Raw genomic sequence first — 23,196 nt, 5'->3', positions numbered from 1 at the left:
GACCGACCACCCGGATGCATCAGGACAGGCGCCCCATCGGCCGATGACCCCGCTCACCCGGCGCCGCCTGCAAAATTTCCGGGCCAACCGGCGCGGCTGGTGGTCCCTCTGGATCTTCGCCGCGCTGTTCTGCGTGACCCTCTTCGCCGAATTCATCGCCAATGACCGGCCGCTGGTGGCGCGTGTCGATGGCCAGTGGTTCGTCCCCGTCCTGGCCGACTACGCCGAGAGCGACATCCTGCCCGACGGGCTGCCGACCGAGGCCGATTGGCACGACCCGGAACTGGCGCGCGAGATCGCGGCGCGTGGCGGCTGGATGGTCTGGCCGGCCATCCCCTTCTCCTATGCGACCGTGGTGCGCGATCTCGGCCGGCCGGCGCCCTCGCCACCCTCGGCGCGGAATTGGCTCGGCACCGACGACCAGGCGAGGGACGTGCTGGCGCGCGTCATCTACGGCTTCCGCATCTCGGTGCTGTTCGGCTTCACCCTGACCATCCTCGGCTCCGTCCTCGGCATCGCCGCCGGCGCGGTGCAGGGCTATTATGGCGGGCTGGTGGACCTGCTCTTCCAGCGCTTCATCGAGATCTGGTCGGGCCTGCCGCAGCTCTTCCTCCTCATCATCCTCGCCAGCATCATCCAGCCGAGCTTCTGGATCCTGCTCGCCTTCCTCCTCGCCTTCTCCTGGATGGCGCTGACCGGCGTGGTGCGGGCGGAATTCCTGCGCGGCCGCAACCTCGACTATGTCCGCGCCGCCCGTGCCCTGGGTGTTTCGGATACGCGGCTGATGGCGCGGCACATCCTGCCAAATGCGATGGTGGCGACGCTGACCTTCCTGCCCTTCACCCTTTCGGGCAGCGTCACCATCCTCGCCTCGCTCGACTTCCTCGGCTTCGGCCTGCCGCCCGGCTCCCCCTCGCTCGGCGAGCTGCTGAGCCAGGGCAAGAACAACCTCCAGGCGCCCTGGCTCGCCTTCACCGGCTTCATCGTGCTCGGCGGCGTGCTGACCCTGCTGGTCTTCGTGGGCGAGGCGATGCGCGACGCCTTCGACCCGCGCAAGCTTCCGGGGGGCGAGCGGTGAGCCTTCTCTCGGTCGAGAACCTCAGCATCGCCTTCGGCGAGCGCCGCGTGGTGCGCGACGTCTCCTTCGCGCTCCGGCCGGGCGAGACCCTGGCCCTGGTCGGCGAATCGGGCAGCGGCAAGTCGCTCTCGGCGCTGGCGACGCTCCGCCTGCTGCCGGCCGCGGCGCGGGTGGTGGGTGGGCGCATCACCCTCGACGGCACCGATGTGCTGGGGGCAGGGGAGGCGGCGCTGCGGGGGCTGCGCGGCGGCACCGCCGGCATGGTCTTCCAGGAACCGATGACCTCGCTCAACCCGCTGCACCATATCGGCCGGCAGGTGGCGGAAGCGATCACCCTGCACGGGCCGCTTGCGGGCGACGCGCTGCGCGCCCGGGTGCTGGAACTGCTGCGCCAGGCCGGGCTGCCGCGCGCCGAGGAACGGCTCGGCGCCTATCCGCACCAGCTCTCGGGCGGGCAGCGGCAGCGGGTGATGATCGCGGCGGCGCTGGCCAACAATCCGAAGCTGCTGATCGCCGACGAGCCGACCACCGCGCTCGACGTCACCATCCAGGCGCAGATCCTGGAGCTGCTGGCCGATCTCAAGCGCCGGCTCGGCATGGCGATGCTGCTCATCACCCATGACCTCGCCATCGTCCGCCGCCATGCCGACCGGGTGGTGGTGATGCGGGATGGCGAGGCGGTGGAGCAGGGCGAGACCGCCAGCCTCTTCGCCGCGCCGCGCCATCCCTATACGCAGATGCTGCTGGCGACCGAGCCGCGCGGCCGCCCGGCGCCGGTGCCCGAGGATGCGCCGCTGGTCGCCGAGGCCGAGGCGCTGCGGGTGCATTTCCCCATCCGTCGCGGGCTGCTGCGGCGGACGGTCGGCTTCGTGAAGGCGGTGGACGGCGTCTCCCTCGCGGTGCGGGAGGGCGAGACGCTCGGCCTGGTCGGCGAATCCGGCAGCGGCAAGACCACGCTCGGCCTCGCCCTGCTGCGCCTGGAGGGCAGCGAGGGCGCCATCCGCTTCGAGGGACGCGAGTTGCAGCCGCTCTCGCGCCGCGCGCTGCGGCCGCTGCGCCGGCGCATGCAGATCGTCTTCCAGGACCCCTATGGCTCCCTCTCGCCGCGCCTCTCGGCCGGGGAGATCATCGGCGAGGGGCTGGAGGTGCATGAGCCGGGCCTGAGCCGCGCGGCGCGTGAGGCCGCCGTCGCCGCGGCGCTGGAGGAGGTGGGGCTCGAGCCCGGCATGGCCGGCCGCTACCCGCATGAATTCAGCGGCGGCCAGCGCCAGCGCATCGCCATCGCCCGCGCCCTGGTGCTGAAGCCGCGGCTGGTGGTGCTGGACGAGCCGACCAGCGCGCTCGACGTCACCGTCCAGGCCCAGGTGGTGGAGCTGCTGCGGGCGCTGCAGGCGCGGCACCGGCTGGCCTATCTCTTCATCTCCCACGACCTGCGCGTGGTGCGGGCGCTCGCCCATCGCATCCTGGTGCTGAAGGATGGCCGCGTGGTCGAGGAAGGGGAGGCGGAACGGCTGGTCGCCGCCCCGCGCGAGGCCTATACGCGGGCGCTGATGGCGGCAGCTTTTGACCTGCGCGCCGAGGCGGGGGCATGAGCGAGCTGGATCGGTTGCGGGCCCTGCTGGCGGCGCGGCAGGTGAAGCTCGGCGTGCATATCCGCCGGATGAACTCGCCCGGCAGCCCGGTCTACCGGACCGCCGAGAATGTGCTGCCGGCGGCCGCCATCCTCGTGCTCTCCTTCGGCAGCACGATGCTGGTGCATTTCTATCTCGGGGCCGTGGTGCTGGCGGCGGGCTGCGCCTGGTGGCTGATGAAGCAATTGCCCCGGGTAAAGAACGGTGTCTTCGACCGTACCGCCGCCCTGGTCCTGGCCAGCGAGCGGAATTTCGACATCTGGTGGGCGCAGGGTGTGCTGAGCCTCTATGCCCAACTGCCAGGCGGAGAGGAGCGGGCGGCGACCGCCCGCAATGACTGGCGCGCCTGGGTCCGCGCCCTGCCCGAGGGGCTGGAGACCCTGCCGTCCAACCGCGCTTCCGAGGGGGATTGAGACATGGCCGTGCTGCTCTCGACCAAGGCCACCACCATGGAGGATTGGCGCGACGCCCTGCTGGAGGTGGATCCGGGCCTCGAGATCCGCCTCTTCCCCGAGGCGGGCGATCCGGCGGAGATCGAGGCGGCGGTCTGCTGGACCGCGCATGACATGGCGGAGCTGCGGCGCTACCCGAATCTGCGCCTCATCGTCTCCATGGGCGCCGGTGTCGATCATCTGCTGCGGCCGCCCGGGCCACCGCCCGGCGTGCCGGTGGCGCGGCTGGTGGATGACCGGCTGACCCAGGGCATGACCGAATGGGTGCTGCTCAACGTGCTGCGCTTCCACCGCCAGGACCCGGAATACCGGGCACAGCAGACGGCGCGGATCTGGCACGAGCTGCCGGCCCCGGATACAGCGCGGCGGCGGATCGGCATCCTCGGCCTCGGCGCGCTGGGCGGCGACGCGGCCCGCGCCCTGGTCGCGCTCGGCTTTCCCGTCATGGGCTGGTCGCGCCGGCCGAAGGAAGTGCCGGGCGTCGAGAGCTTCCATGGCGAGGAGGGTCTCGCCGCCATGCTGCGGCAGAGCGACATCCTGGTCTGCCTGCTGCCGCTGACGCCGGACACGCGCGGGCTGCTGGATGCGGCGCGGCTATCCCTGTTGCCGGAGGGCGCCTTCCTGCTGAACTCGGCGCGCGGCGGCCATATGGTCGCGGCGGATGTGCTGGCAGCGCTCGATTCGGGCCGGTTGGCCGGCGCCGCGCTCGATGTGTTCGAGCCGGAGCCGCTGCCAACGGATCACCCCTTCTGGGCCCATCCGAAGGTGGTGCTGACGCCGCATGCCGCCAGCATCACCATCCCTCGAAGCGCGGCACCCCAGGTGGTCGATAACATCCACCGGGTGCGTGCAGGCCTCGCGCCCCGCAACCAGGTGGACTTCCGGGCAGGATACTGAAGGCGGCGCTCAGCCCGCCTTCCGGTTCTCCCGCATCGGCTCGGCATTCGCCGCCTCGCCAGTCGCAATCTCATGCGTCTGCGTCTCGGCCTCGGACATGATCTGGCGCATGTCGCGCAGGAAGGCCGTGCCCTTCAGCGTGCGCTGCACGATGACGCTGCGGCGATCCATCGGGTCCACCTTGCGGCGGGCCAGGTCGAGTTCGCCGAGGCGGTCGAGCGCACGGGTGATCGCGGGCTTCGAGACATTCAGTTCGGCTGCCAGGCCCCGGACCGTATGTGGCCCATCGGTCAGATAGACCGTGAGGAACACACCGAGCTGCCGCGCCGACAAGTCCGGACCATCGCGCCGGACGAGGGCGACCACCGTATCTCGTAAAATACCGACCAACTGGTCGGGATTGCTCTGTACCGCCATCGCTCGAATCCCCTTGCCCATGCGGGCTTCTGTCCTGGTAGGGCCGCAGCCCCTGGCCGGACCGGTTTAACCTCTCAGACAAGCACCACGACTTGCATAACGCTTCCCGCAGTTGTCAGAGCCATGCGGAGGTGAAAGTTTCCGCTCCATCTCGTTTTCGTTACCGGACCGGCCCCTGTACAGCCCCGAACAGAGCCTCGATCCCCGCTGCCAGGGCACGCATCGTTTGTGCTTCGCCACCTTCCGGTCGTCCGGGGCGACCAGAATCGTTCCAACCATAGAGGTCCAGATGGGCCCACCGGAGTTGCGACGGGACGAAACGTCGCAGAAACAAGGCAGCAATGATCGCGCCTGCCATGGGTCGTTGTGAGACGTTGTTGATGTGCGCGACCGTACTGTCCAGCCACGAATCGTAAGCGTCGTGCAATGGAAGTCGCCAGAGCGGATCATTCTCCTTCCGCCCGGCGGCCAGCAACGCCTCGGCCAGGGCATCATCCGGGGTGAACAGCGCCGGCAGATCGGGGCCGAGCGCCGTCCGCGCCGCGCCGGTCAGCGTCGCGCAATCGATCAGCAGCGCCGGCTCCCGCTCCGCCGCGAAGGCCAGAAGGTCGCAGAGTACGAGCCGCCCCTCGGCATCGGTATTGCCGATCTCGACCTCCAGCCCGGCACGGGTCCGCAGCACGTCGCCCGGCCGGAAGGCGGTGCCGGAGACGGCATTCTCCACCGCCCCGACCAGGACCAGCAGCCGCACCGGCAGGCGGGCCCGCATCACCAGCTCGGCCAGGCCGAGCACCACCGCGGCGCCGGCCATGTCCTTCTTCATCCGCAGCATGCCGGAGGGCGGCTTGAGGTCGAGCCCGCCGCTGTCGAAGCAGACGCCCTTGCCGCAGAGCGCGACCAGCGGCGCCCCCGCCTCGCCCCATTCCAGCATGGCGACCCGCGGCGCCCGCGCGCTGCCCGCCCCGACCGCGGCGATGGTCGGGAAGCCTTCCTCCAGCGCCGTGCCATCGAGGATGGTGCAGCTTGCGTCATGCGCCGCCGCGAGGCGCGCCACCTCCTCCGCCAGCTCGGCGGGGCCGAGCCGGTTGGCGGGGCGGTTGATCAGCTCCCGCACCCGCCAGGTCGCCTCGGCCGTGCGGATGGCGGCCTCGGTGCCGGGCGGCGGCACCAGCCGGGCCGGGGCGCGTCCCCCTGGCTTCGGCCGGTAGGCGCCGAGGCACCAGCCCAGCACCGCCTCCGCCGCCGGGGCCCCATCCGCCAGGCGCCAGATGCTGTCCGCAGGCAGCGCATGGGCGAGGCCGCCGAAGGACCAGGGCGTCGGCGCCCCGGGGCCCAGCCCGAGCGCGGCGCCGATGATCCCGCCCTCGCCTGGCAGCAGGGTGATCTCCTGCGCCCGGCCGGCGAAGCCCGCGGCCCGCAGGAAGCCCGCCGCACCCTCCGGAAGGCCGCGCAGCAGCGCCTCGACCCCCTCGGGCCCGGCGCAGTACAGGGGCAGGGCCCCATCATCCGGGGCGGCAAGGCAATCCAGCATCGGTAATCATCCTGGTGGGCGCACTCGCCCGAGACGTGTAGGGCTACAACCCCAGGGCGCAGCCTGCCGTACAACCTGCCTCGCTTGTCGAGGGATGTCCAGAGAATGACGATGTGTCTGGAACGATCCGAAACTGTTTCTTCAGCCCGCCGGGCCGGGCGCCGACGCAGCCAGCGCCGCGAGGTGGTCGCGGATCACTCCGGGCGGACAGGGTGAATCGGCCGGCACCAGCTCCGACCATTCCGCCACGCCGGGCAGCCGGCCGGGATTGCGCCGCACCAGCTCGGTCTTCAGGAAGGGATAGCCGAGCCGCCGCACCAGGGCCCGCCAGAGATGATGCGCCGGGTTCAGCGGCTGCTCCTCCAGCAGCGCCGCCCGCGCCTCGGGCGACATCGCCTCCAGCCCCGTCAGCAGCGGGTGGGAGGCGGCGAGCTGCGCCCGCTCCGCCGGATCGGCCAGCGCCGCGGCCAGCAGCCGGCGATAGCCGAACAGCGCCGCCACCCGATGGCCGCGCGCCTGCATCCAGCGCGCCAGGCGCAGCTCCCCCCGCTGCACCACCAGCCATTTGGAGTGGCTGATCCGCATCCCCGCCAGGAAGAGCCGCAGATCGGCCACCGCCGCCGCGCCGCGGGCGAGCAGGAAATAGCTTTGCAGATGCGGCCCGCCCTGGATGCTCTCGGTCAGGCCGAAGAGCCCGTCGCCGCCCGCCCGCATGGCGGCGAGGATGGGCCCCATCGGGCGGATCGGCCCCAGCACGCTGTCATTGGCCAGCAGCAGCTCCCCGGCCTCCCGCCAGCGCCGCGTCGCCTCCGGCGCCAGGTCCTGCCAGGCACCGAAATCGAGGCCGGCATTCCGCCGCCAGACAACGAGCGCGGCCCGGGCCCGCACCGCCTGCCAATCGGCCTCGGACAGATGGGGCGCGTGGCTGATGAAGACCACGGCGAAGCCGGCCGCGGCGAGGGCCTCCAGCTGCCGCAGCACCATCGCGGAGATCCGGCCCGAGGCGGCATAGTGCAGATAGAGCGCGACGCTCCGGGCGCCGGGGCGCGGGTCCTCGCCCGGTTCCTGCCGCAGCAGCGGTGCGGGGGGCGGGCGCATCTGGCGCCAGGCATCGCGCGGCAGGCTGCGCGCCACTTCCAGCCCGACCTGCATGACCCGCTGCGCCAGCCGGCCCCAGGTGCCGGCGGTGCTGTAGCCATGGATGGCGCGGCGCAGGCCGGGCGGCTGCGCGGCGAGGTCGGTGAGGCGATACGGTTCTGGCGGCATGGCCGAGGCGTTGATCCCAGCAGTGGGCAGGCGCGTGACGTCTTGGTCGCAACCGGGCCCGATGCCAAGAAGGGGCCAGCCCGCAGCGCCAAGGACCGACCGTGCCAGCATCATTATCCGTTGCCGCATGGCGGCGCGCCTGGCGCTGGTTGTGGGACAGGCTGCCGGGCTCGGCCCTGCCGCTGCGCCTCCGCCTCGGCGCGGCAGTGCGGCGGGCCCTGCGGGTCCTGCCCGCCTCGAATCGCGGCATGGCCGGCAGCCCTGAGGATCCGGCGACCTACCGGGCCTGGATCGTGCGGCATGATCCGCCGCTGACGGCCGCCGACCGGGCGGCGATCGCCGCCCATATCGCCGCCCTGCCGGCACGGCCGCTGATCTCCGTGGTGATGGTGGCCCAGGGCGCGCCGGACGCAGGGCTGCGGGCGGCGATCGCCTCGCTCCGCGGCCAGCTCTACCCGCATTGGGAGCTCTGCATCGCCGGCGACGCCGCCGCCGCGCGGGTCGTCGCGGAGGAGGCTGCCGCCGATAGCCGCATCCGTCCGGCCGGGCAGGCGGCGCTGGCCCTGGCGCGGGGCGAATTCCTCGCCCTGGTCGAGCCTGACGCCATGCTCGCCGAACAGGCCCTCTACGCCGTCGCGGTGGAGCTGGCGGCGCATCCCGAGGCGGCGCTGATCTATGCCGATGAGGACAGGCTCGATGCGGCGGGCCGGCGCTGCGATCCCTGGTTCAAGCCGGATTTCGATCCCGACCTGCTGCGGCAGCAGGACTATGTCGCGCATTTGGGCATCGTCCGGCGGGAGCTGGCGCTGGACTGTGGCGGCCAGGACCACGACCTCGCCCGGCGCGTCGCCACCGCCTGCGGCCCGGCCCGCATCCGGCACATCCCGCAGATTCTCTGCCACCGGCGCCAGGCGGCCGGCACCGCTCCCCAACGCCTGACCCTGCCTGAGCCGGCGCCCCTGGTCTCGGTCATCATCCCGACCCGCGACGGCGCCGCGATGCTCGCCGCCTGCCTCTCCGGCCTGCTGGAGCGCACCGATTATCCGGCGCTCGAGATCCTCATCCTCGACAACGGCAGCGAGACGCCGGAGACCTTCGCCCTGTTCGAGCGGCTGCGGCAGGATGCGCGGGTCCGCATCCTGCCGGCGCCCGGACCCTTCAACTACTCCGCCCTCAACAACCAGGCCGCCGCCGAGGCACGCGGCGAGGTGCTGCTGCTGCTGAACAACGATATCGAGGTGATCGGCCCCGGCTGGCTGCGGGAGATGGTCTCGCTCCTGCTGCGGCCGGGGGTCGGCGCGGTCGGGGCGAAGCTGCTCTATGCCGATGGCACGCTGCAGCATGGCGGCGTGGTCTTCGGCCCGGGCGGGACCATCGGCCACTACCTGCCCGGGGCCGCGCCCGGCGCCACCGGCCATCATGGCTCGCTGGTGCTGGTGCGCGAGGTCGTGGCCGTGACCGGCGCCTGCCTGGCCCTGCGGCGGGCGGATTACCTCGCCCTGGGCGGGCTGGATGCGGCGGCGCTGCGGGTCGCCTTCAACGACATCGATCTCTGCCTCCGCCTCCGCGAAGCCGGGCAGCGCATCCTCTGGACCCCCCATGCCGAGCTCTATCACCGCGAATCGGCCTCGCGCGGGGATGACCTGTCGGGCGACAAGCTGCGGCGCTTCGCCACGGAGATCGCGCATATGCAGCAGCGCTGGGGGGACCGGCTGCGGCGGGATCCCTTCGCCAATCCCAATCTCGAATTCGACCGGCCTGTCCCGGTGCTGGCGGCGCGGCCGCCGCGGCACCGGCCCTGGAAGGCGGGGGGCTGACCGACCGGCCGTTCAGGCTGGCCCCAGCACCTGCTCGACCGTGCCATCCGCGACGATGGTGCCGGCCTCCAGCCGGATGACGCGGCTGCACCATTGCCGGACGATGGCCATGTCATGCGTCGCCAGCACCAGGATGTCGGCCTTGGTCACCAGGGTCTCGAGCTTGGCCCGCGCCTTCTCCATGAAGTCGGCATCGCCGGCCATGAACCACTCGTCCATCAGCAGGACCTCGGGGTCCATGATGGTCGCGGTGGCGAAGGACAGCCGGACCGACATGCCGGCGGAATAGGTTCGCACCGGCACGTCGAGGAATTCCGCGAGGCCCGAGAAGGCGCCGATCTCCTCGGCGAGGCCGGTGCTCTCGGCCTCGGTCAGGCCGCGGAACAGGCCGCGCAGCACGATGTTCTCCCGCCCCGTGGCATTCGGGTCCATTCCGGCGCTCGGGTCGATCAGGGCGCCGATGCTGCCCGAGACCTCCAGCCGGCCGGCCACCGGTTCGTAGACCCCGGCCAGGGTCCGCAGCAGCGTGGTCTTGCCGGCGCCATTATGGCCGATCAGGGCCACCCGTTCCCCGGCGCCGATCCGGAAGTCGAGCCCGCGCAGCGCCTGCACGACGATGCGGCTCGCCTCGTCCTCGCGCAGGCGCAGCGGGGAATTGGCCAGGATGCGCTTCTTCAGGGACCGCGCGCCGAGGTGATAGAGCGGGAATTCGATGGCCAGCCCGCTGGCATGGATATGCGGCATGGCTCAGACCCAGAAGGCGATGCGGCCGCGGAAGCGGACGAAGAAGACGAAGGCGAGGGCCGCGGCGAGCGCGGTGTAGACAATCGCCGAGACCCAGACGATGGCGGGTGCCCCGCCCTCGACCAGCGGGCCGCGGATCGTCTCCATCACCACGTAGAAGGGGTTCAGCGGCAGGAAGGCGCGGGCCGTGCCGTGCAGCAGCTCCGGCCGCCACAGCACCGGCGAGAGGAAGAAGGCGAGCTGCATCACGCTGCCGACGATCGGCGGGATGTCGCGGAACCGGGCGCAGAGCATGCCGAGGAAGAGCGCCAGCGCGCAGGCATTCACCCCGAGCAGTGCCAGGCCGGGGATCGCCAGCAGCCCGCCCCAGCCCGGCCAGACGCCGGTCGCGGCGAAGACCACCAGGATGATGGGCAGGCTATGCGCGGCGATGACCGCATTGCGCCAGACGCAGCGCAGCACATGCACCGAGTAGGGCAGGGGCAGCTGACGGATGATGCCCTCGGAACTGGTCAGGCTGGTGCAGGCATCCGCGACCACCTGGTTGATGGTGTTCCAGATGATGAGGCTGACCGCCAGGAAGGGCAGGTATTCGACCAGCGACATCTTGAAGAGCGAGGAATAGAGCAGCCCGAGGCCGGCCACCATCACCGCGGTCGAGAGCGTCATCCAGAAGGGGCCGAGCACCGAGCCGCGATAGCGGTTGCGGATATCGAGCGCGGCCAGCGCCACCGGCAGCCGCCAGTGGCGCAGGCCGGAGTCGAGATCGGCCAGCGCCCGGTCCCGGCGCCGCGGCTCCGCCGCATCGAAGATATAGGTCGTTGCGGGCATCGCCTGGGGTAGTCCGGATCCATCCAGCATGGGCGGGCCTATAGAACGTCTGGCGGGCGGACACCACAGGGGCACCGAAGAGGGGGCAGTTGCGCCGGCAGGTTCCGGCTTGCATCCGGCGCGGAAAAGCGCCATATCGCCGGCCGCGCCTGGGTAGCTCAGCTGGTTAGAGCACGGCACTCATAATGCCGGGGTCGCCGGTTCAAGTCCGGCCTCAGGTACCACCCCCCATCCGCCGCATCGCCCGCCGCAGCAGCCAGCCATTCAAGCCTGGTGCCTTGCCGATGGCATTGCGCAGCGCCTGCAGCTCGCCCTCGGCGCGGGACTTGGCCACCGCCGCTTCCACCGCCTGGCCGCGCGCCACCAGCTGGCCGGCCTCAAGCTCCGCGATCCGGCGCCGGGCGAAGGCGTCCAGCCCCTCATCCTCCATCCGGCGAATCTTGGCTTCCGCCGCGGCCAGGGCCGCGCGCAGCGAAGTCAGCTCGCCCGCCTCGGGCTGTGCGGCGCGGCGGGCCTCGCGCTTGCCGCCGCCGCGCGGCGTCCGTCCGCGCTTCATGCCGCCCTCCGGATGAAGCCGCCGCCCAGCACCCGGTCCCCGTCATAGAGAACGCAGGCCTGGCCCGGCGCGGCAATGGCCGGCGCCTCCGGTCGGATGCGGAGCTGGCCGCTCGCCGCATCCCATTCGGCCAGGGCCGGCTGCGGTGCCTCCCGCGCGCGGAGCTTCACCTGGCAGGGGCGGGGCACCGCCGACGGGGCGTCCAGCCAGTTTACCGCCTCCACCGCGATCTCCGCCTGGGGCAGGGCGGTGCGCGGCCCGACCACCACCCGCCGCCGCCCGGCATCCACCGCCGCGACATAGAGCGGCTGGTCCCCATCGCGCGAGGCCTGGCCGAGGCCGCGCCCCTGGCCGACCGTGTAGCGGGCAATGCCGGCATGGCGGCCGAGCACCCGGCCATCGAGATGGACGATCTCGCCCGGCTCGGCGGCATCGGGGCGGAACTTCGCCACCACATCGGAATAGCGGCCCTCGGGCACGAAGCAGATATCCTGGCTGTCCGGCTTCTCGGCGACCGAAAGGCCGAGCCGCGCCGCCGCCGCCCGCACCGCCGCCTTGTCCGCCATCCCGCCCAGCGGGAAGCGGCAGAATTCCAGCTGCTCCCGCGTGGTGGCAAACAGGAAGTAGCTCTGGTCCCGCGCCGGATCGGCGGCCCGGTGCAGCTCCGCGCCGCCAGCGCCCTCGACGCGGCGGGCGTAGTGGCCGGTCGCCAGCGCCTCGGCGCCCAGGTCGCGGGCCAGGCCGACCAGATCCTCGAACTTCACCGTCTGGTTGCAGCGGACGCAGGGGATCGGCGTCTCGCCGCGGGCATAGCTGTCGGCGAAATCCTGGACCACGGCGTCGCGGAAGCGGCTCTCGCGGTCCAGCACGTAATGCGGGATGTCGAGCGTATCGGCGACGCGGCGGGCATCATGGATGTCCTGCCCGGCGCAGCAGGATCCCTTGCGGCTGGTCGCCGCGCCATGGTCGTAGAGCTGGAGGGTGGCGCCGATCACCTCATGCCCCTCCTCCTTGAGGAGGCCGGCGACCACGCTGCTGTCGACGCCGCCCGACATGGCTACCAGGATGCGCATCAGGCGGCGTCCAGACCCTGCTGCCAGAAGGCGGCCTCCAGCCGCGCCGCCTCCCCGAAGGTGGCGGAGAGCGAGGCCAGCCGCGCCGTCCCGCCATGGCTCTCGCCCAGCGCGTCGATCCGCGCCGCGGCGCCGCGGGCCAGCGCCTGATAATCGGCCGAGGCGTACATATCGATCCAGCTCTGATAGGGATTGCCCGCGGCGCGCCGCCGCGGGTCGGCCAGGATTCGCCGCGCCACCTCGCCATAACCGACCGTGCAGGGCGCCAGCGCCACCTCCAGGTCGAGGATGTCGCCGGCGAGGCCACGATCGATCACATAGCGGGTATAGCTGACGGTCTCGGCCGTCTCGGGCACCGCCCGCACCGCCGCCTCGTCCAGGCCCCACTCGGCGCAGTAGCGGAGATGCAGCTCGGTCTCGGCCAGGATGGCGGTGATGGCCGCCGCCTTCTCCCGCATCGCCGCCAGGCTCTCCGCCTTGAAGACGGCCAGCGCCTCGGCCCGGGCGAAATGGATCAGGAAGAGGTAGTCCTGGATCAGGTAGTGGCGGAAGGCCGGCAGCGGCAGCGTGCCATCCGTGAGCCCCTGCACGAAGGGGTGCCAGACATAGGCCTCCCAGGCCCCGGCCGAGGCGGCGCGGAGCTGCCGGAACAGCCCGCCCTCGGCCCCGAAATCACCCGGATCCCTACCCACCGGCATTCCGCGTGCCGGAGGGCAGCTTCACCACCAGCCCGTCCAGCGCCTCGGTCATGATGAGTTGACAGCCCAGCCGGCTCGTCTCCTGCAGGTCGAAGGCGAGGTCGAGCATGTCCTCCTCATCCTCGGTCGGGGAGGCCAGCTTGCCGAACCAGGAGGGATCGACGATCACATGGCAGGTCGAGCAGGCGAGCGAGCCCTCGCAGGCGCCCTCGATATCGACGCCATGCTTGTGCGCGATCTCAAGGACCGAAAGGCCGAGCGGCGCATCCACCTCGCGCTTCGTGCCGTCACGCTCGACGAAGGTCATCCTGGGCATCTATCCGCGCGCTCCTGCCATGGCCTGACGCCAGCCGGCGGCCAGCGCCGCAGCGGCCCGGTCCGCATCAGCGGGCGAGGTAAAGCGGCCGATCCCGATCCGCAAGGTGGCGCGCGCCTCCGCCTCCGGAATCCCGAGCGCGCGGAGCACATAGGAGGGCTCGACCGCGGCCGAGGAACAGGCCGAGCCGGTGGAGACGCAGACTTCCGGCGCCGCCGCCATGATCGCCTGGGCATCGACCGGGCCGGGGAAGGTGAGGTTCAGGTTGCCCGCGACCCGCCGCTCCCGGCTGCCATTCACCCGGATCTCCGGCACCTCGGCCCGCAGGGCCTCGAGGAAGCGGTCCCGCTGGCCGGCGATGCGGCCGGCATCCAGCAGCGCCTCGGTCGCCGCGATCCGCGCCGCCTCGCCGAGCCCGACCACCAGCGGCGCTGGCAGGGTGCCGGAGCGGAAGCCGCGTTCCTGCCCGCCGCCGGAAAACAGCGGCGCGAGCCGCACCCGCGGCCGGCGCCGGACATAGAGCGCGCCGATCCCCTTCGGCCCATAGATCTTGTGCCCCGAGAGCGAGAGCAGGTCGGCCCCGATCGCCCCGACATCGAGCGGAATGCGTCCCGCCGCCTGCGCCGCATCGGTGTGGAACAGCGCGCCGGCGGTCTTGGCGATGCCGCCGATCGCTTCCAGGTCCTGCACCACCCCGATCTCGTTGTTCACCGCCATGACCGAGACCAGCAGGGTCCGCTCATCCACCTCGCGCCGCAGCAGGTCGAGGTCGAGCAGGCCATCCGGCCCGACCGGCAGCAGCACCGGCTCGAACCCCTCGGCGGCGAGGTCGCGGACGCTTTCCAGGACGCATTTATGCTCGGTGGCGAGCGTCACGATCCGCCGCCGCTCCGTGCCCTGGCCGGCGGCAAAGCGGGCGGCGCCCTTGATTGCCAGGTTGTTGGATTCGGTGGCGCCGGAGGTGAGCACGATCTCCCGCGGCTCGGCGCCGACCACCTCCGCCAGCTCGGTGCGCGCGGCTTCCACCGCCTCCTCGGCCTCGCGGCCCATGGCGTGCTCGACGCTATGGGGGTTGGCGAAATTCTCCTCCCACCAGGGGCGCATGGCGGCCAGCACCCGGGGATCGACCGGCGTGGTGGCGTGGTTGTCGAGATAGACGGGGCGGTTCGGGCGCATGCGCTGAGTTTGGCCCCTCAGGCCGCGTTTTTGGAGAGCCGGCTTCGCATGGCTGCCCAGGCATCGAGGAATCGCTCCGGCGCATCCTCCGGCGCATCCCAGGGCAGGGAGACGCGGATGCCGCAGCCGGCCAGGTCGCCGAGCCCCATCGCCGCCAGCACCGGGCTGCGCGCCACCTTGCCCGAGGAACAGGCCGCCCCGGCCGAGACCCGGACGCCCATGAGGTCGAGCGCGATCACCTGCGTCTCCGCCGCGACGCCGGGCAGGATGATGCAGCTGGTATTCGGCAGCCGCGGCACCCCGGCCCCGGCGATGATCGCGCGGCCGGCCAGCCCGGCCTCGATCCGGTCGCGCAGGGCGGCCAGCCTTGCGGCTTCCCCCGGTGCCGCCTGGGCGGCGCCGAGGCCGGCGATGGCCGGCAGCGGCTCCGTCCCGCCGCGCCGGCCGCGTTCCTGCCCGCCGCCGGCGATCAGCGCCGGCAGGTCGAGCCCCGGCCGCAGCAGCAGGGCCCCGGCCCCCGGCGGGCCGCCGAGCTTGTGGCCGGAGATGGCCCAGCTATCGGCGCCCCCCGGCAGCGGCCCCCGCCCCGCAGCCTGCACCGCATCCATATGCAGCAGCGCGCCATGGGCGCGGCAGAGCGCGGCGGCCTCGGCGATCGGGTGCAGCACCCCGGTCTCGTTGTTGGCGGCCATCAGGCAGAGCAGGGCCGGGGGGCCGGAGGCCAGCATCCGCTCCAGCGCCGCCAGATCGGCCCGGCCATCCGCCAGCACGGGGACAACCTCCGCTGCCGGTCCGGCCGCGGCCAGCACCGCCGGATGCTCGGTGGCGCCGACCAGCACCCGCCGGCCGCGGCCGAGGCCGGCGATGGCCAGGGCATTCGCCTCCGTCCCGCCGGCGGTGAAGACCGTATCGGCCGGCCGGGCGCCGAAGCGGGCCGCGACCCTCTCCCGCGCCTCCTCCAGCCGGCGCCGCGCCGCCCGGCCGTCGCCATGGACCGAGGACGGGTTGCCGCCCGCCTCCAGCGCCGCGATCACCGCCGCCCGGGCCACCGGGCGCAGCCGCTCGGTCGCATTCGCATCCAGATAGAGCGGGGTCATGGGAGAGGCGCGGGCGGCTGGAGCCCCGGCGGCTGGGCCCGGCCGGCGATGCGGCCGGCGATCACATCCTCCAGCGTCACATGGGCGAGGAAGAGGCGGATCTGCTCGCCCAACTCCTCCCACAGGTCATGGGTCAGGCAGCGCTGGCCGGCGAGGCAGCCGGGCGAGCCCTCCTCGCAGCGGGTTGCCCGCAGCGGCTCGTCCACCGCCTCGACGATCTCGCCCATGGCGATCTCGCCCGGCGGCCGGGCCAGGCGGTAGCCGCCACCCGGCCCGCGCGCCGAGGCAACGAGCCCGGCCCGACGCAGATGACCGAACAACTGTTCGAGATAAGCGACCGAGAGATGCTGGCCCTGGGCGATATCGGCCAGCGACACCGGCCGGGCTGGCGGAAATCCTGGCTTTCCCGTGATGCCGCAGCCGCCCTGACGGGTCGCCAGCTCCACCATCGCCATCACGGCATAGCGTCCTCTGGTGGAAAGTCGCATGAGCTGATCATCCCTCGACGCGTACCGCGGCGGGCCCGACCCCGGCCCCGTTGCAGGAACATGGGGGCCATGCCTTGAATTCGTTATGAGGCTCGGCGTCACGTCCCTATATTCCCGGCACCCTCGGATCCGGGAGCCTGTCCGGGGGGTGCCCACCATGAGCCGGAGCCGAAGCTGCGCGATGGAACTCGCCCCGAGCAGGGAAGTCGCACAGATCAGGCTATTTTGTCCGACCAGCCCGGTCAACCATTGGGCCGGACGGGCAGCACGGGACATGAAGGGTGGCCGGTCCGACCGGGCCGGCGAGGACTTCCCCACCAAGCGTCCATGCGCGCTTGGCCTGTCGGCGGGTAGGCGCAACACCCCGTCGGCAGCCCAGACGCGCAGGGCACAACCGGAACTGGACCCACGGGACGATGCCTGAGGTCATGTTCGCCGGCCCTGATGGCCGGCTCGAAGGCCGCTACCACCATTCCAAGCAGCCCAACGCCCCCGTGGCGCTGCTGCTGCATCCGCACCCGCTGCATGGCGGGACGATGAACAACCGGGTCATCTACGCCCTCTACCAGCGCTTCCAGGCGATGGGCTTCTCGACCCTGCGCTTCAATTTCCGCGGGGTCGGCCGCAGCCAGGGTCGCTATGATGGCGGGATCGGCGAGATCTCGGACGCCGCCTCGGCGCTCGACTTCCTCCAGGCGGTGAACCCGAATTCCCACAGCCTCTGGGTCGCCGGCTATTCCTTCGGCGCCTATGTCGGCATGCAGCTGCTGATGCGCCGGCCGGAAATGGGCGGCTTCGTCTCCATCAGCGCGCCGGCCAGCCACTACGACTTCGGCTTCCTCGCCCCCTGCCCGTGCAACGGCCTGATCCTGCACGGCGCGGCGGACGAACTCGTGCCGGAATCCTCGGTGAAGAAGCTGGTCGACAAGCTGAACACCCAGCGCGGCATCACCATCGACTACCGCGTCATGCAGGGCGCCGGCCATGTCTTCACGCCGGAGGAGACCGAGCAGGTGGTCGATATGGCGGAAGACCATGTGAACAGCCGCATGAACCGCAGCCGGATGGCGCTCGCCGCCGACTAGGGCTGACCATGCCGTGCGCCTGCCCCTTTCCGGCGGCGCACGGCATAGGCCCAGCCAGGACCCCGGTTCTGGAAGGCAAGATCGTTCCGGCGCATGCCCGGCCAAGTTGAGAGCGGGCCGATCCTTCTGCCGGCACAGTAAAAATCCCGACATGCCGGCGTTTCCGGCAATGCAGCTTCAAGGCCTGTTGATAGCGTCGCCTGTCAACGACCCTGGAGGCCATGGTGACGATTGTTCCCTATGTGGAGATGGTCGTCTCTGTACCGTTCTGGATGGCCTCCTCCCCAAGACCCTTGAACCGGGAGCGCCGCGTCCGCCTGCTGCGTCATGCGGCCCAGGCTCTGCGGCAGACCGAAGGCGCGGTCGCCATCGCCTGGGAGGTCTGCGAACTCGCCTCCTCGTCGAACCCGATGGAGGTCGCGCCGCCAAGGCTCTGGCATCCGGCCAACATGACTCAGCAGAAGGGCGCGGTGCTGGTCGGCCATGTCGATGCCGTGGCCGAGCCCATGCTGGATTGTCTCCGCCTCGCCTCGCCGGCGCCGGCTCCGCAGGTCAGCCTGCTTGCCCGGCGCATCCTTCTCTATGATCACGGCCTGGGCGTCGTCGAATACGGCATCGCCTTCGATGGACGGGGCACCGCCGCCGCGGCCGGCCTGCTCGATGATGCGGATTACTGGGCCAGGATCCGGGCGGCCGCGTCAGCCGTGCTGGCCGAACGGCGCCTCGGCATCCTCGATTCCGGCCCCTGGAACCGCGAGATGACCCGCCTGCAACAGGCCTTCGAACAGGTGACGCAGTCCGAATGCGGCACGGGATGGACGGTGCCGATCGCCGAGCTGTTCTGGGACCGGGATGCTGCGCAGGCCAATGCCCCGGCCTATCTCTTCAGCGAGTACAGCGTCAATTTCCTGCTCTTCGACGCGGCCGGACCGGAGGATGGCGGCAACGCGCATGGCGCGGCGGTTACCCGCACCGTGCTGGGCCGGCAGCTCGTGCGCGTCGATGCCTCGCAGGGGCGCTTCTCCGACTACCGCGCCGCGTCGCCGCATCTCAGCCATGTCGTCCATGGCGCCATCAACTCCCTGGTCGTCCTGCACGGCCAGCCCGGAGAACCCGATGCGGAACGGCTGCGGGAAGCGGTTCGATCCCTGCTGCGGATCGCCTGGCTGAAATACGGCGCCCTGCGGGAGGCCAGCGACGGCCTGCTGGCGAAGCAGATCGAATGGGGCTTCGGCTCCGGGGACCGGGCCTGCGGCATCCGCGAAACATCGCGCCGCATCGGCAACCTGCATCAGGTCGAGCAGCTGTCCCGCATCATGCTGGCGGAGTTCGAGCCGTCCCGCTTCTGGGACACCGAGCTGGAACAGGACATCTACCACCGTTCCCATGAGCTATGGGACATGCCGAGCGTCGAACGCGTCTTCCGCGAACAGCTCGTCTCGGTGGCTGCGATCGAGCGGGAATTGCACCGCCAGAACGAGGTGCGCCGGTCCCGCCTGCTGCAGTGGATCATCAGCGGGATCGGCCTTCTGACCCTGGTGAGTACCGTCAACGACTATGTGGAGCTGTCGACCAGATCTGAATCGAAGATCCTGGATTTTCCGATCGGGACCACCAACCTCACGCATACCCTCCTACTCTTGCTGGTGCTGGGGCTTTTCCTGTCCTGGCGGCTGACGCCACGAGGCGGTACCAACTGAACGGCGTCCCCGGGCCAACCCCGGACGGGAACTGCCCCTTGCAGGCTTCGGGCCGCCGGTCGAAGTTGACGCGCTCCATTGCAAGCCGGTCATACCTGATGTTCCAGCGCCGCCACCTCTTCGCCGCCCCCGCCCTGCTGCTGGCCGCGCCCGCCCGCGCCGACTGGCCGGACAAGCCGCTGCAGATGCTGGTGGCCTTCGCTGCCGGCGGCGGCACGGATCTCGCCGCGCGCACCATCGCCCGCTTCCTCGAACGCGATCTCGGCCAGCCCGTGGTGGTGGTGAACCGGCCCGGCGCCGGCGGCGAGATCGGCTTCGCCGAACTGGCCCGCGCCAGGCCCGACGGCCTCACCATCGGCTTCATCAACACGCCGCATATCGTCACCCTGCCGATCGAGCGCCGCACCCGCTTCCGGCTGGAGGACTTCACCCCGATCGGCAATATCGTGGACGATCCGGGCGCCTTCTACGTCCTGACCGACAGCCCCTTCCGCAGCCTGGCCGATGTCATCGCCGCCGCCCGCGCCCAGCCGGAGACGGTGAGCTACGGCACCACCGGCATCGGCTCCGACGACCATCTCGCGGTGCTGGCCTTCGAGCGCCAGGCGAATATCCGCCTGCTGCACGTCCCCTATGGCGGCAGCGCCCAGGTGAAGCAGGCGCTGATCGGCCGGACCATCGCCATCGCCTCGATGAATGTCGCCGAGGGGGTGCAGGAGAGCCATCAGGGCCTGCTCCGCATGCTGGGCCAGATGGGCGAGCGCCGCACCGAGGTGGCGCCCGAGGTGCCGACCTTCCGCGAGGCCGGCTTCGATGTGGTCGAAGGCTCGATGCGCGGCATGGCCGCCCCGGCCGGCCTCCCGCCCGCGGTGCTGCAACGCCTGTCGGAAGCGGTGCAGCGCGTGGTGGAAAATCCCGAATTCCAGGCCAGCGCCATCCAGCAGGCGCTGCCGCTCCGCTTCCTCGGCCCCGAGCCCTACCTCGCCGAACTCACCGCGCTGCGCGAGAAATACCAGAAGCTCTGGTCGCGCCATCCCTGGAGGGAATAGGCCGATGGCGACGATCAATTGCGACATGGGCGAGGCCTTCGGCCTCTATCGCCTGGGCGAGGATGCGGCGCTGATGCCGCTGATCGACTTGGCCAATGTGGCCTGCGGCTTCCATGCCTCCGATCCCGGCCATATGCGGGCGACGGTGCGGCTGGCGCGGCAGCATGGCGTCGCGGTCGGCGCGCATCCCTCGCTGCCCGACCTGCAGGGCTTCGGCCGGCGCGAGATGGCGATGGGGCGGGAGGAGCTGGCCGACTGCCTGATCTACCAGATCGGTGCGCTGGGCGGCTTCCTCGCCGCCGAGGGCATGGCGCTGAACCATATCAAGCCGCACGGCGCGCTCTATGGCATGGCCGCCCGCCTGCCGCATGTGGCTGAGGCGATCTGCGACGCGGCCGATGTATTCCGCGTGCCGATCCTCGGCCTGCCCGGCACGCTGCACGAAAGCATCTACCCGGCGCGCGGCCATCGCTTCGTCGGCGAGTTCTACGCCGATCTCGACTACACCGATGCCGGCACGCTGATCATCACCCGCGAGCATCCGCCGGTCGACCCGGCCGCGGTGGCCGCCCGCTGCCGCCGCGCCGTCGCCGAGGGCCGTTCCACCGGCATCGGCGGCGCGGCAATCGCGGTCGGGCGCGACAGCATCTGCCTGCATTCGGACACGCCGAATGCGGTGGAGGTGGCGCGGGCGGTGCGGGCGGCGTTGTAGCCGCCTACTGCCAGAGCCAGCTCATCAGCATCCCGCCCTCGGTCCAGGGACGGTTCATCCCCCGCTCCATGCCGAGAACCTTGCCGGGGCCGCGATCGAAGACCTCGGCATAGCTGCCGACCTGCCGCACCACCTCGAAGGCCCAGGAGGCCGGCAGGCCCCAGCCGGTGCCGACATTCTCGGTCAGGCCGAGGAAGCGGCGGATCTTCGGGTCCTGCGTCGTCTCCCGGATCTGCGCCACATTGGCGCTGGTCAGCCCCATCTCCTCGGCCTGGAACAGGGCGAAGACCGCCCAGCGGGTGAGGGCCGCCCATTCCGGGTCGCCGTTCCGCACCAGCACCCCATGCGGTTCCTTGAAGACCAGCTCCGGCAGCAGCACCAGGTCGTCCGGGGTGGGCGAGGCGCTGCGGTTGCCGGAGAGGTTGATCATGTCGTTGCTGATCGCATCGCACCGCCCGGCCTGGAAGGCGGCGAGGATGCTGGGCGGCGTGTCGAAGGGGATGGTGGTGATGCGGATGTTCTTCTGGCGCGCCCAGTCCGCCAGGTTCCGCTCGATCTCGCTCGCCAGCGTGGCGCAGAAGGTCGCGCCGTCGAGCTGCGCCGCGCTGGTGATGTTCAGCCGCTTATGGACCAGGATGCCCTGGCCGGTGAAGAAATGCGCGACGGTGATGGTGAGGCCGAGCTGGCTGTCCCGCGCCAGGGTCAGCGCCGTGGTGCGCGACAGCAGGTCGATCTCGCCCGATTGCAGCGAGGTCAGCCGCGTCGCCGTGGTGGTGGGCACGAAGCGCGCCTTGCCCGCATCGCCGAAGACCGCGACCGCGACGGCGCGGCAGATATCGGTGTCGAAGCCGCGCCAGACGCCATTCGCATCCGGCTGCGACATCCCCGCCAGGCCGGTCGAGACGCCGCAGCGCACCTCGCCGTTGCGCCGGACGGCATCGAGGGTGGCGCCCGCCTCCGCCCGTCCGGCCATCAGGCCCATGAGGATGAGAAAGCCCGTCCATCCCGCCAGGATGCGCCGCATCGTCCCACCTCCGACCGTTGCGGCGCTAGCATGGGCCCCTTGCCGCCCGGCCGCCAAGCGAAAGGAAGCCCGATGCCGCCCGCCATCCGCGCCGCCGAGGCCCGGGATCTGGATCAGCTCCTGGTCCTTCTTCGCCACCTGAACCCGGCCGACCCGCCGGTGCCGCCCGAGGCGGCGGCCCGGGCCTGGGCGGCGCTGCTCGCCCATCCCGGCGTCACCGTCTTCCTCGCCGAGGCGGCGGGCGAGGCCATCGCCAGCTGCACCCTGATCCAGGTGCCGAACCTGACCCGCGGCACCCGGCCCTATGCCTTCATCGAGAATGTGGTGACCCATGCCGCGCATCGCCGCCGGGGCCATGGCCGCGCCGTACTGGCCGCGGCGCTCTCGGCCGCCTGGGCCGCCGGCTGCTACAAGGCGATGCTGCTCACGGGCTCCACCCAGGAAGCCACCTTCCGCTTCTATGAGGGCGCCGGCTTCCGCCGCGGCGAGAAGACCGGCCTGATCGCCCGTCCGCCGGGCTGAACCACCGTTGCCACGCCGCCCCCGGCATGATCCGATCCACCGACGACCCGCAGCACAAGCGGGACCCGGGAGGATCGACCATGCAGAGACGCGCCCTTCTCGCCGGGCTGGCGGGGCTGCCCCTCGCCGCGCCCGCGCGGGCCGAGACCTTCCCCGACCGGCCGATCAGCATGATCGTCGCCTTCGCCGCCGGCGGCGGGACCGATCTGGCGGCGCGGACCCTGGCGCGCTTCATGGAACGCGACCTGGGCCAGCCCGTGGTGGTGGTGAACCGCGCCGGCGCCGGGGGCGAGATCGGCTGGAGCGAGCTGGCCCGGGCCAAGCCGGATGGGCACACCATCGGCTTCACCAACACGCCGAACATCATCACCGTTCCGATCGAGCGGCAGGCCCGCTTCCGCTTCGAGGATTTCGCCCCCATCGCCAATATCGTGGACGATCCGGGCGGCTTCTGGGTCCGGGCCGACAGCCCGGTGCAGACCCTGGCGGAGCTGATCGAGGAGGCGCGGCGCCGCCCCGGCCAGCTTTCCTACGGCACCACCGGCGTCGGGTCGGACGACCATCTGGCGATGCTCGCCCTGCAGCGGCTGACGGGGACGCAATTCCTGCATGTCCCCTTCGGCGGTTCCTCCCAGGTGCGGACGGCGCTGCTCTCGAAGCAGCTGACGCTCGCGGTGGTGAATATGGGGGAGGGGATCGCCGATTGGCGCCAGGGGCTGATCCGCCCGCTGGGTTCCATGGCGACCCGCCGCTGGGAAGGCGCGCCGGAGGTGCCGACCTTCCGCGAACTGGGCTTCGACGTGATCGAGGGCTCGATGCGCGGGGTGGGCGCCCCGGCCGGCGTGCCGCGCCCCATCCTCGACCGGCTGGCGCTGGCGGTGCAGCGCACCATCGAGGACTCGGAATTCCAGGCCGCCGCGGCGCAGCAGCAACTGCCGCTGCGCTATCTCGGCCCCGACGAATACCGGGCCGAGCTGCTGGCGCTGAAGGCCCAGTACGAGAAGCTCTGGGCCCAGCACCCCTGGAAAGAGTAGGC

Annotated in this window: 24 protein-coding genes and 1 tRNA gene; 12 read left to right on the top strand and 13 right to left on the bottom strand. The window is 71.4% G+C overall.

Annotated features, from left to right (window positions below):
- Positions 1–43 precede the first annotated feature (43 nt).
- From JMJ55_RS09285 to JMJ55_RS09270, 4 genes are read left to right on the top strand one after another with little or no spacing between them, the layout of a single operon-like run.
- Entirely contained in the window at positions 44–1,078 is a 1,035-nt protein-coding gene (locus JMJ55_RS09285; protein WP_202825248.1) for an ABC transporter permease, read from the top strand.
- The gene (locus tag JMJ55_RS09280; RefSeq protein WP_202825247.1) at positions 1,075–2,670 is read left to right on the top strand and encodes an ABC transporter ATP-binding protein; all 1,596 of its coding nucleotides are present in this window, start codon (positions 1,075–1,077) and stop codon (positions 2,668–2,670) included. The genes JMJ55_RS09285 and JMJ55_RS09280 overlap by 4 nt, the downstream gene beginning before the upstream one ends.
- A complete protein-coding gene (locus JMJ55_RS09275; protein ID WP_202825246.1) occupies positions 2,667–3,122 on the top strand; it encodes a hypothetical protein in 456 nt (151 codons plus the stop codon). Before JMJ55_RS09280 ends, JMJ55_RS09275 begins: the two co-directional genes overlap by 4 nt.
- A 3-nt stretch (positions 3,123–3,125) precedes the next feature.
- A complete protein-coding gene (locus tag JMJ55_RS09270; protein ID WP_202825245.1) occupies positions 3,126–4,058 on the top strand; it encodes a 2-hydroxyacid dehydrogenase in 933 nt (310 codons plus the stop codon).
- A 9-nt stretch (positions 4,059–4,067) separates the two neighbouring features.
- On the opposite strand, the gene JMJ55_RS09265 is transcribed toward JMJ55_RS09270, so the two are convergent.
- The 3 genes from JMJ55_RS09265 to JMJ55_RS09255 all read right to left on the bottom strand — a co-directional run bounded on the left by JMJ55_RS09265 (position 4,068) and on the right by JMJ55_RS09255 (position 7,272).
- A complete protein-coding gene (locus tag JMJ55_RS09265; protein ID WP_202825244.1) occupies positions 4,068–4,475 on the bottom strand; it encodes a MarR family transcriptional regulator in 408 nt (135 codons plus the stop codon).
- A 160-nt stretch (positions 4,476–4,635) separates the two neighbouring features.
- The gene (locus JMJ55_RS09260; protein ID WP_202825243.1) at positions 4,636–6,006 is read right to left on the bottom strand and encodes a leucyl aminopeptidase family protein; all 1,371 of its coding nucleotides are present in this window, start codon (positions 6,004–6,006) and stop codon (positions 4,636–4,638) included.
- A gap of 141 nt (positions 6,007–6,147) precedes the next feature.
- Positions 6,148–7,272, bottom strand: coding sequence for a rhamnan synthesis F family protein (locus tag JMJ55_RS09255; protein WP_202825242.1), 1,125 nt, complete (start codon positions 7,270–7,272; stop codon positions 6,148–6,150).
- 101 nt (positions 7,273–7,373) lie between these two features.
- Here JMJ55_RS09255 and JMJ55_RS30905 point away from each other — a divergent pair, with 101 nt between their 5' ends.
- A complete protein-coding gene (locus JMJ55_RS30905; protein WP_202825241.1) occupies positions 7,374–9,089 on the top strand; it encodes a glycosyltransferase family 2 protein in 1,716 nt (571 codons plus the stop codon).
- A gap of 12 nt (positions 9,090–9,101) precedes the next feature.
- On the opposite strand, the gene JMJ55_RS09245 is transcribed toward JMJ55_RS30905, so the two are convergent.
- Both JMJ55_RS09245 and JMJ55_RS09240 read right to left on the bottom strand, forming a co-directional pair.
- The gene (locus tag JMJ55_RS09245) at positions 9,102–9,833 is read right to left on the bottom strand and encodes an ABC transporter ATP-binding protein (RefSeq protein ID WP_202825240.1); all 732 of its coding nucleotides are present in this window, start codon (positions 9,831–9,833) and stop codon (positions 9,102–9,104) included.
- Positions 9,834–9,836: 3 nt separating this feature from the next.
- Positions 9,837–10,664 (bottom strand): ABC transporter permease, encoded by an 828-nt coding sequence (locus JMJ55_RS09240; RefSeq protein WP_202825239.1) that lies wholly within the window; start codon positions 10,662–10,664, stop codon positions 9,837–9,839.
- Positions 10,665–10,811: 147 nt separating this feature from the next.
- On the opposite strand from JMJ55_RS09240, the gene JMJ55_RS09235 reads away from it, so the two are divergent.
- A tRNA-Met gene (locus JMJ55_RS09235) sits at positions 10,812–10,888 on the top strand.
- On the opposite strand, the gene JMJ55_RS09230 is transcribed toward JMJ55_RS09235, so the two are convergent.
- Genes JMJ55_RS09230 through JMJ55_RS09200 form a run of 7 tightly spaced genes read right to left on the bottom strand, consistent with a single transcriptional unit; the run spans position 10,879 to position 16,068 of the window.
- Positions 10,879–11,220: a hypothetical protein gene (locus JMJ55_RS09230; RefSeq protein WP_202825238.1), complete on the bottom strand. Its 342-nt coding sequence runs from the start codon at positions 11,218–11,220 to the stop codon at positions 10,879–10,881. The genes JMJ55_RS09235 and JMJ55_RS09230 overlap by 10 nt on opposite strands.
- On the bottom strand, positions 11,217–12,293 hold the full coding sequence (gene mnmA, locus JMJ55_RS09225; RefSeq protein ID WP_202825237.1) for a tRNA 2-thiouridine(34) synthase MnmA: 1,077 nt from the start codon (positions 12,291–12,293) through the stop codon (positions 11,217–11,219). Before mnmA ends, JMJ55_RS09230 begins: the two co-directional genes overlap by 4 nt.
- On the bottom strand, positions 12,293–12,985 hold the full coding sequence (gene tenA / locus JMJ55_RS09220) for a thiaminase II (protein WP_407927533.1): 693 nt from the start codon (positions 12,983–12,985) through the stop codon (positions 12,293–12,295). Before tenA ends, mnmA begins: the two co-directional genes overlap by 1 nt.
- The gene (locus tag JMJ55_RS09215; protein ID WP_202825235.1) at positions 12,978–13,307 is read right to left on the bottom strand and encodes a ferredoxin family 2Fe-2S iron-sulfur cluster binding protein; all 330 of its coding nucleotides are present in this window, start codon (positions 13,305–13,307) and stop codon (positions 12,978–12,980) included. The genes tenA and JMJ55_RS09215 overlap by 8 nt, the downstream gene beginning before the upstream one ends.
- Complete coding sequence (locus JMJ55_RS09210; RefSeq protein ID WP_202825234.1) at positions 13,308–14,483, bottom strand: cysteine desulfurase family protein; 1,176 nt, start codon at positions 14,481–14,483, stop codon at positions 13,308–13,310.
- A 17-nt stretch (positions 14,484–14,500) separates the two neighbouring features.
- Entirely contained in the window at positions 14,501–15,580 is a 1,080-nt protein-coding gene (locus tag JMJ55_RS09205; RefSeq protein ID WP_202825233.1) for a cysteine desulfurase family protein, read from the bottom strand.
- Positions 15,577–16,068 carry an Rrf2 family transcriptional regulator gene (locus tag JMJ55_RS09200; protein ID WP_202825232.1) on the bottom strand — a complete coding sequence of 164 codons (492 nt, stop codon included), beginning with the start codon at positions 16,066–16,068 and terminating at the stop codon, positions 15,577–15,579. Before JMJ55_RS09200 ends, JMJ55_RS09205 begins: the two co-directional genes overlap by 4 nt.
- Before the next feature lie 416 nt (positions 16,069–16,484).
- Between JMJ55_RS09200 and JMJ55_RS09195 the strand changes: the two genes are divergently transcribed.
- The 4 genes from JMJ55_RS09195 (at position 16,485) to pxpA (ending at position 20,614) form a co-directional block, all read left to right on the top strand.
- On the top strand, positions 16,485–17,153 hold the full coding sequence (locus JMJ55_RS09195) for an alpha/beta hydrolase (protein ID WP_202825231.1): 669 nt from the start codon (positions 16,485–16,487) through the stop codon (positions 17,151–17,153).
- Between the two features lie 221 nt (positions 17,154–17,374).
- Positions 17,375–18,853 carry a hypothetical protein gene (locus tag JMJ55_RS09190; RefSeq protein WP_202825230.1) on the top strand — a complete coding sequence of 493 codons (1,479 nt, stop codon included), beginning with the start codon at positions 17,375–17,377 and terminating at the stop codon, positions 18,851–18,853.
- Between the two features lie 98 nt (positions 18,854–18,951).
- The gene (locus JMJ55_RS09185) at positions 18,952–19,902 is read left to right on the top strand and encodes a tripartite tricarboxylate transporter substrate binding protein (protein WP_202825229.1); all 951 of its coding nucleotides are present in this window, start codon (positions 18,952–18,954) and stop codon (positions 19,900–19,902) included.
- Between the two features lie 4 nt (positions 19,903–19,906).
- Positions 19,907–20,614 (top strand): 5-oxoprolinase subunit PxpA, encoded by a 708-nt coding sequence (gene pxpA / locus JMJ55_RS09180; RefSeq protein WP_202825228.1) that lies wholly within the window; start codon positions 19,907–19,909, stop codon positions 20,612–20,614.
- Positions 20,615–20,618: 4 nt separating this feature from the next.
- Here the strand turns inward: pxpA and JMJ55_RS09175 are convergent, their stop codons facing one another.
- Positions 20,619–21,638 (bottom strand): amino acid ABC transporter substrate-binding protein, encoded by a 1,020-nt coding sequence (locus tag JMJ55_RS09175; RefSeq protein WP_202825227.1) that lies wholly within the window; start codon positions 21,636–21,638, stop codon positions 20,619–20,621.
- Between the two features lie 72 nt (positions 21,639–21,710).
- On the opposite strand from JMJ55_RS09175, the gene JMJ55_RS09170 reads away from it, so the two are divergent.
- Together JMJ55_RS09170 and JMJ55_RS09165 are read left to right on the top strand one after the other, a co-directional pair.
- Positions 21,711–22,160: a GNAT family N-acetyltransferase gene (locus tag JMJ55_RS09170; protein ID WP_202825226.1), complete on the top strand. Its 450-nt coding sequence runs from the start codon at positions 21,711–21,713 to the stop codon at positions 22,158–22,160.
- A gap of 80 nt (positions 22,161–22,240) precedes the next feature.
- A complete protein-coding gene (locus JMJ55_RS09165) occupies positions 22,241–23,194 on the top strand; it encodes a tripartite tricarboxylate transporter substrate binding protein (protein WP_202825225.1) in 954 nt (317 codons plus the stop codon).
- Positions 23,195–23,196 lie beyond the last annotated feature (2 nt).

Source organism: Belnapia mucosa (assembly GCF_016775475.1).
Lineage (GTDB): Bacteria > Pseudomonadota > Alphaproteobacteria > Acetobacterales > Acetobacteraceae > Belnapia > Belnapia mucosa.
Note: the sequence above shows the minus strand (reverse complement) of the source record. Positions and strands in the feature narration are given on the sequence as shown.

Bases quoted from the DNA above. Each gene is read 5' to 3' on its own strand.
- JMJ55_RS09285 (WP_202825248.1), top strand. From the start codon at position 44: ATGACCCCGCTCACCCGGCGCCGCCTGCAAAATTTCCGGGCCAACCGG.
- JMJ55_RS09275 (WP_202825246.1), top strand. From the start codon at position 2,667: ATGAGCGAGCTGGATCGGTTGCGGGCCCTGCTGGCGGCGCGGCAGGTG.
- JMJ55_RS09270 (WP_202825245.1), top strand. From the start codon at position 3,126: ATGGCCGTGCTGCTCTCGACCAAGGCCACCACCATGGAGGATTGGCGC.
- JMJ55_RS09265 (WP_202825244.1), bottom strand. From the start codon at position 4,475: ATGGCGGTACAGAGCAATCCCGACCAGTTGGTCGGTATTTTACGAGAT.
- JMJ55_RS09260 (WP_202825243.1), bottom strand. From the start codon at position 6,006: ATGCTGGATTGCCTTGCCGCCCCGGATGATGGGGCCCTGCCCCTGTAC.
- JMJ55_RS09255 (WP_202825242.1), bottom strand. From the start codon at position 7,272: ATGCCGCCAGAACCGTATCGCCTCACCGACCTCGCCGCGCAGCCGCCC.
- JMJ55_RS09245 (WP_202825240.1), bottom strand. From the start codon at position 9,833: ATGCCGCATATCCATGCCAGCGGGCTGGCCATCGAATTCCCGCTCTAT.
- JMJ55_RS09240 (WP_202825239.1), bottom strand. From the start codon at position 10,664: ATGCCCGCAACGACCTATATCTTCGATGCGGCGGAGCCGCGGCGCCGG.
- JMJ55_RS09230 (WP_202825238.1), bottom strand. From the start codon at position 11,220: ATGAAGCGCGGACGGACGCCGCGCGGCGGCGGCAAGCGCGAGGCCCGC.
- mnmA (WP_202825237.1), bottom strand. From the start codon at position 12,293: ATGCGCATCCTGGTAGCCATGTCGGGCGGCGTCGACAGCAGCGTGGTC.
- JMJ55_RS09215 (WP_202825235.1), bottom strand. From the start codon at position 13,307: ATGCCCAGGATGACCTTCGTCGAGCGTGACGGCACGAAGCGCGAGGTG.
- JMJ55_RS09210 (WP_202825234.1), bottom strand. From the start codon at position 14,483: ATGCGCCCGAACCGCCCCGTCTATCTCGACAACCACGCCACCACGCCG.
- JMJ55_RS09205 (WP_202825233.1), bottom strand. From the start codon at position 15,580: ATGACCCCGCTCTATCTGGATGCGAATGCGACCGAGCGGCTGCGCCCG.
- JMJ55_RS09200 (WP_202825232.1), bottom strand. From the start codon at position 16,068: ATGCGACTTTCCACCAGAGGACGCTATGCCGTGATGGCGATGGTGGAG.
- JMJ55_RS09195 (WP_202825231.1), top strand. From the start codon at position 16,485: ATGCCTGAGGTCATGTTCGCCGGCCCTGATGGCCGGCTCGAAGGCCGC.
- JMJ55_RS09190 (WP_202825230.1), top strand. From the start codon at position 17,375: ATGGTGACGATTGTTCCCTATGTGGAGATGGTCGTCTCTGTACCGTTC.
- JMJ55_RS09185 (WP_202825229.1), top strand. From the start codon at position 18,952: ATGTTCCAGCGCCGCCACCTCTTCGCCGCCCCCGCCCTGCTGCTGGCC.
- pxpA (WP_202825228.1), top strand. From the start codon at position 19,907: ATGGCGACGATCAATTGCGACATGGGCGAGGCCTTCGGCCTCTATCGC.
- JMJ55_RS09175 (WP_202825227.1), bottom strand. From the start codon at position 21,638: ATGCGGCGCATCCTGGCGGGATGGACGGGCTTTCTCATCCTCATGGGC.
- JMJ55_RS09170 (WP_202825226.1), top strand. From the start codon at position 21,711: ATGCCGCCCGCCATCCGCGCCGCCGAGGCCCGGGATCTGGATCAGCTC.
- JMJ55_RS09165 (WP_202825225.1), top strand. From the start codon at position 22,241: ATGCAGAGACGCGCCCTTCTCGCCGGGCTGGCGGGGCTGCCCCTCGCC.